General features: G+C 30.2%; 6 protein-coding genes. All 6 read right to left on the bottom strand.

Annotation, left to right across the window (positions count from 1 at the left end; genetic code table 11):
- Positions 1-194 precede the first annotated feature (194 nt).
- A complete protein-coding gene (locus tag B2671_RS15145) occupies positions 195-911 on the bottom strand; it encodes a TVP38/TMEM64 family protein (protein ID WP_346871149.1) in 717 nt (238 codons plus the stop codon).
- A 57-nt stretch (positions 912-968) separates the two neighbouring features.
- Entirely contained in the window at positions 969-1,850 is an 882-nt protein-coding gene (locus tag B2671_RS15140) for a DNA-3-methyladenine glycosylase (protein WP_346871148.1), read from the bottom strand.
- A 94-nt stretch (positions 1,851-1,944) separates the two neighbouring features.
- Entirely contained in the window at positions 1,945-2,355 is a 411-nt protein-coding gene (locus B2671_RS15135) for a C-GCAxxG-C-C family (seleno)protein (protein WP_346871147.1), read from the bottom strand.
- Between the two features lie 225 nt (positions 2,356-2,580).
- Positions 2,581-3,963, bottom strand: a complete 1,383-nt coding sequence (gene gltA / locus B2671_RS15130) for an NADPH-dependent glutamate synthase (protein WP_346871146.1) — start codon at positions 3,961-3,963, stop codon at positions 2,581-2,583.
- Complete coding sequence (locus B2671_RS15125) at positions 3,963-4,826, bottom strand: sulfide/dihydroorotate dehydrogenase-like FAD/NAD-binding protein (protein WP_346871145.1); 864 nt, start codon at positions 4,824-4,826, stop codon at positions 3,963-3,965. Before B2671_RS15125 ends, gltA begins: the two co-directional genes overlap by 1 nt.
- Before the next feature lie 599 nt (positions 4,827-5,425).
- A partial coding sequence (locus B2671_RS15120) for a 3-hydroxyacyl-CoA dehydrogenase NAD-binding domain-containing protein (RefSeq protein ID WP_346871144.1) occupies positions 5,426-6,109 on the bottom strand: 684 nt, incomplete at its 5' end.

The raw sequence follows: 6,109 nt of genomic DNA, 5'->3' as shown, positions 1-6,109 counted from the left end.
AAAAAACCCTCCTAATGTTAATTATTTATATAATTTTTTTATTTATCTTTATTTATTAGCACTCAGAACTATTGAGTGCTAACTACAATATAATAATATATAATTATTATTTTATAAGCAAATCTTTTATTTTAATAGAACCTGGTAAAATAAGCGAATATATTAAAATATCTCACTCATGGTAATATTTTCTCTTATTTTCTCTTATTTTTTCCTTTATGCTTTAACGCTCTATGGAAAAAGTCTATAATGCTATGTCCTTTAAGTATTCCGACTAAAAATAAGACTCCTGATACTACCCCTATAATTATCATAGATACATAGTCTCCACTATGTATACCGTGACCAAACATGGCAGATGTGATTATCCATGGTAATCTCCCCGCAGAAGAATACAATATAAAATCACTTAGAGTTACATTGGATATACCAGCTACATAAACTAATATATCTTTAGGTATTCCAGGTATAAAGTATATTACAAAGATAACTATATTATTACTTCCAGCATCTAATATCCTCTTTATCTTAGTTAAATTATTTTTTTCAATAAGCTTATTTATATACTTTTTTCCAAATAATTTAGCTATAAAATAAGCAACTACACTTCCAAGAATTATCCCTACAGCGGAGGCAATTCCTCCTACTAAAGGTCCAAATATGTATCCCCCTGCTACTTGAACAACTTCTCCTGGTATAAAGAATATTATTACTTGTATCATTTGTAGCACTACAAATGCAATTATACTATAACTACCAAAGGATAGTATTAATTTTTTTAATTCTTCAGGATCTCTAAATACAGTGAATTTCTTGGAAAATTCCCAATAGGCTATTAATAACACTAATATAACTATAGTCCATATTACTCCATTTATTACATACTTTTTTATCTTATTTTTATTCTCCATACCTTTCCCACCTTGTATACCCTTAGTTTATGTTCTATATATCAACATATTTCTAACTTAATCTATTTTTATATTGTTTTCTCTTGCATAATAAAATAAATATTGTTGTGCAAATCCAGATAAACTACCAAACTTCTCTCTTGCAAACTGCCTTATTTTAGGCAATGATACATCTGGTGCCACATAAAAGAATTGCATTGCTCTTTTCACCCATACATCCACTGGGAATGCTGAGTATTTTCCCATAGAAAATAGCATTATGCAATCTGCTACCTTAGGCCCTACTCCATTAAAATTTTTAAGACCCTCATGACATCCATCATCATCACATTGTTTTATTGAATTTAAATCATAGGTACCACTACTCAAATCTTCTAGTGCCTTATATATATACTTAGCCCTAAATCCAACCCCTAAAGCTTCTATATCTTCTACTGTAGCTCTTCTAAACTCCTCTAAGGTTGGAAAAGCATAATATGTATTTCCCTTGTACTTTATAGATTTGCCAAATGCTTTACTTATATTCTCTATAGCTCTTTTTATCATAGGAATTCTATTATTTGCAGATATAATAAAAGATATTAGCATTTCAAAGGGGTCTTGCTGTAGTATTCTTATTCCTACACCAAATTCTACTGCTTTTTTTAAAAGTTCATCCTTCTCAAATTCTTCTTTTATAGCTGAATAATCCCTTTCTAAATCAAAGTAATTTATCCATATGTCATTAAAATCCTTTAAATCCGTATTATATATAATTACATCATTGTGTTTTTTTTCAATTTCAATAACTTTTCCGAATGCTACACCTATATAATTATTATTATCTTGTCTGTTCCATCTAAAACATTGTCCGCAATCGAAAATATGGGGAAGTTCAAAATTCTTTACATCCTTTAATATAACTTTTCCACTTTCTTCAATAGCTTCTTTAAAGTCCATCCATATCAACCTCCTTGAAATATCACTTATGGGATGCTAGTTTAAAAATAGTGCTAAGGATATTCTCAGCACTAAGTTTTAAAATTATTCTCACTTAATGTTTATTTCTCTCTCTAGTTACTATGTTATCTAATATAACTGCACCTTTTTCTACTATATTAAGACATCTTATTTCATCATTTCTATATAATTCCTTTAATTTATCACAGTTTAATGAATTACATTCTTTATTAAAGTTTTTAATAAATTCTTGAGTAAGGGTTTTTACATAATCACTTTCATGGGCTCTTTCCTTTGTAAATAAAATACCTAGAACAGAGATTGCTCCTGTGATAACTCCACAAGTGGATTCTACACCCATTCCCCCACCGAAAGCAGCCATGGTTTTAAAAGTTTCTTTACTTAAGTTTAAACCATATTCTTCATTAGCAGCATACAGCATAGTCTCTGCACAGTTTAAATCATATTCTTCTCCATAATATTTTTTTACTACATCTAATAACATATTTATGCACCCTACTTTCCTATTAATTAGTTCTAACCTTCAGAGAAGCTAAGAACTCTATTTATTATATTTTTAGTCATAAATCTATGACTAAAACTATTTCTTTAAATGTATTAGAAATCTACTAGTTTTCAGTTTCATTATACTATATTTATCATATAAAAAAGCCATATTTTAAAGAATTTCACATAACTTTAAAATATGGCTTGATTTTTTGAAGATGCCTTATTTACTTAATTGATCATCAATAGCTTTAGCAGCTTTTTTACCAGCTTCCATAGCAAGTATAACCGTAGCTGCTCCTGTTACAGCATCTCCACCAGCATATACTTTTTCTTTAGAAGTAAGTCCTGTTTCTTCCTCTGCAACTATGCATTTATATTTATTAGTTTCTAAGCCTTTAGTTGTAGCTGGAATTAATGGGTTTGGTGAAGTTCCTAATGACATAATAACAGTATCACAGTCTAATGTAAACTCAGAACCTTCTATTACTTGTGGTCTTCTTCTTCCAGATGCATCTGGCTCTCCAAGTTCCATTCTTACACATTTCATTCCTTTAACCCAACCATTTTCATCCCCAAGGATTTCTGTAGGATTAACTAATAAATCAAGGATAACTCCTTCTTCTTTAGCGTGATGTACTTCTTCTACTCTAGCTGGAAGTTCAGCTTCACTTCTTCTATAAACTATATGTGTTTCTGAACCTAGTCTTAAAGCTGTTCTAGCAGCATCCATAGCAACGTTACCGCCACCAACTACTGCAACACATTTACCAGATTTAATCGGAGTAGCATATTCATCTTTAAATGCTTTCATTAAGTTATTTCTAGTTAAGAATTCATTTGCTGAGAATACTCCATTTAAGTTTTCTCCTGGAATTCCCATAAACTTAGGAAGTCCTGCTCCTGATCCTATAAATACAGCATCAAACTTCTCATCATTCATTAATTCATCTATTGTAACTGTTCTACCAACAACTACATTTGTTTCTATTTTAACTCCTAATTTTCTTAGGTTGTTTACTTCATGTTTAACAACGGTATCCTTTGGTAATCTGAACTCAGGAATTCCATAAAGTAAAACTCCACCTGGCTCATGTAAAGCTTCAAATACAGTTACATCATAACCCATTTTTGCAAGCTCCCCTGCACAAGTTATTCCTGATGGACCTGATCCAATTACAGCAACTCTCTTATCTTTCTTTTGAATTTCTTGAGTTAAATCTACGTTATTATTTCTTGACCAGTCAGCTACAAATCTTTCTAATTTACCTATAGCTACTGCCTCACCTTTTATTCCAAGAACACATTTGCTTTCGCATTGTAATTCTTGAGGACAAACTCTTCCACATACTGCTGGAAGTGCTGTATATCTATCTAAAGACTTTGCAGCCTTTTCAAATTCTCTTTCTTTTACGTGATGAATAAACTCTGGTATATCTATTGCAACTGGACATTTAGATACACAAGGTTTATTTTTACAATTTAAACATCTTGAAGCTTCTTGAACTGCTTCTTCTTCAGTGTAACCAAGACAAACTTCTTGAAAGTTAGCTGCTCTTACCTTTGGATCTTGTTCTTGTATTGGAGTTCTTTTCATTCTATCCATTAGTTATTTCCTCCTACTTTGCATCCTTTTTGTATAGAATCCTTTTGTATTTCTTCTGTCTTATACATAGTTGTTCTTTTTAATGCTTCATCGAAGTTTACTTTATGTCCATCAAATTCTGGTCCATCAACACAAGCAAATTTAGTTTCTCCATCAACAGTTATTCTACAAGCACCACACATACCTGTTCCATCAACCATGATTGGGTTCATACTAACTATTGTTTTTATTCCTAATTCTTCTGTTAATTTACATACAAATTTCATCATTATCATTGGTCCTATAGCAATTACTGTATCGTATTTATTGCCTTCTTCAACCAAAGATTTTAATCTATTAGTAACCATTCCTTTAAATCCATAGCTACCATCATCAGTTGCTATATAAACATCGTCTGCAACATTTTTCATATCTTCTTCTAAAATAACCATTTCTTTATTTTTAAATCCCATGATTACGTCAGCTTTAATTCCGTTTTCATGTAACCATTTTACTTGAGGATATACTGGTGCAGCTCCAACTCCACCTGATATAAACATTATTTTTTCATTTTTTAGCTTATCTTTGTCTTCTTCTAAAAGCTCAGAAGGCATTCCTAAAGGTCCAACAAAGTCAAAGAAAGAATCCCCTTCTTCATATTGTTCCATAGCTTTTGTAGTACATCCAATTGTTTGTACAACTATTGATACTGTTCCATTTTCTACATCTGTGTCACATACTGTTAAAGGTACTCTCTCACCCTTTTCATCCATTCTTATTATAATGAATTGACCTGGACGAGCTGATTTAGCTACTCTTGGTGCTAAAATCTTCATCATAAATATTGAAGGTGCCAAAATTTTCTTTTCAACAATTTTATACATAGTACTTTCCTCCGTATTTTAAACATATTTTGTTTTTATATGAATTTAATATTTCACCATTTTAATTCATATCCTTTGCCAAATATAATATTATACTATTTTCATTGAAATTTATATATGAACATTAGATATTTATTTAACATAGTGGTTACAAACGCAAAAATAAACAGCGCAATAATGATAGGATTCTTTACCACATTACACTTGTCCAATAAACTAACTTAAATCTCCATATATCCTTAAATAATACGACTTAAATCCTTTACATGAATATATATTGTGTCGGTTACACTTATATTTTATAATTTTATTTAATTATAGTCAACCATATAGTAAATTAAATATTATAAATTTTCAAGCAAATAAATCCATTTTTTATAAACATCCTCTTTAATTCCAGTTATTTTTCCAAACTTCTAATGATTCCTTTTAAACTATACTTCTTTTATTTTTAAAAATCTACAATAAATCATAAGATGCATTGTTATAATTTTATCTATCTTTTATTTTTTTAATTATATTTAATTTATTTTCATATAAACAAAAGAGTAAAGATAAATTATTCTTTACTCTTTTATTATAATATTTTTACTCTATTATTATTTACTATAATCGAAGAATCCTTTTCCAGTTTTTCTTCCTAATTGTCCAGCTCTAACGAATTTTCTAAGTAGGCTGTGTGCTCTATATTTTGAATCTCCAGTTTCTTTATATAATACATCCATGATTGCTAAGCAAACATCTAGTCCAATTAAGTCACCTAACGCAAGAGGTCCCATTGGATGATTCGCTCCAAGCATCATAGCTTTATCTATATCTGCAGCACTTGCAATACCTTCTGCATAGATGCAAACAGCTTCATTTATCATAGGTACTAAAATTCTGTTTTCTACAAATCCTGGAGCTTCTTCTACTTGAACTGGCTCCTTAGATATGTTAATAACTAATTCATGCATTGCATCATATGTTTCTTGTGATGTTCCCATTCCTTTTATGATTTCTACAAGTTTCATCACTGGAGCTGGGTTAAAGAAGTGCAATCCTATAACTTTATCAACTCTCTTTGTAGCAGTAGCAATTTCAGTTATAGAAAGCGAAGATGTATTTGTAGCCAGGATTGCTTCTGGTTTACAGATTTCATCTAATTCCCTGAATATTTGTTTTTTGATTTCCATATTTTCTACTGCAGCTTCTATTATTAAATCTACATCATCTAATAAGCTTAATTCTGTAGTTCCACTAACTCTTGATAGAATTTCTTCTGCTTGTTCTTCTGTTATTTT

This window comes from Clostridium sp. UBA5119, from assembly GCF_002414285.1.
Taxonomy (GTDB): Bacteria; Bacillota; Clostridia; order Clostridiales; family Clostridiaceae; genus Clostridium_J; species Clostridium_J sulfidigenes.
The sequence above is the reverse complement of the archived record's forward strand: the minus strand, read 5'-3'. Positions and strand labels throughout refer to the sequence as shown.

Coding starts and splice junctions, on each gene's coding strand:
- B2671_RS15145 (WP_346871149.1), bottom strand. CDS start 911: ATGGAGAATAAAAATAAGATAAAAAAGTATGTAATAAATGGAGTAATA.
- B2671_RS15140 (WP_346871148.1), bottom strand. CDS start 1,850: ATGGACTTTAAAGAAGCTATTGAAGAAAGTGGAAAAGTTATATTAAAG.
- B2671_RS15135 (WP_346871147.1), bottom strand. CDS start 2,355: ATGTTATTAGATGTAGTAAAAAAATATTATGGAGAAGAATATGATTTA.
- gltA (WP_346871146.1), bottom strand. CDS start 3,963: ATGGATAGAATGAAAAGAACTCCAATACAAGAACAAGATCCAAAGGTA.
- B2671_RS15125 (WP_346871145.1), bottom strand. CDS start 4,826: ATGTATAAAATTGTTGAAAAGAAAATTTTGGCACCTTCAATATTTATG.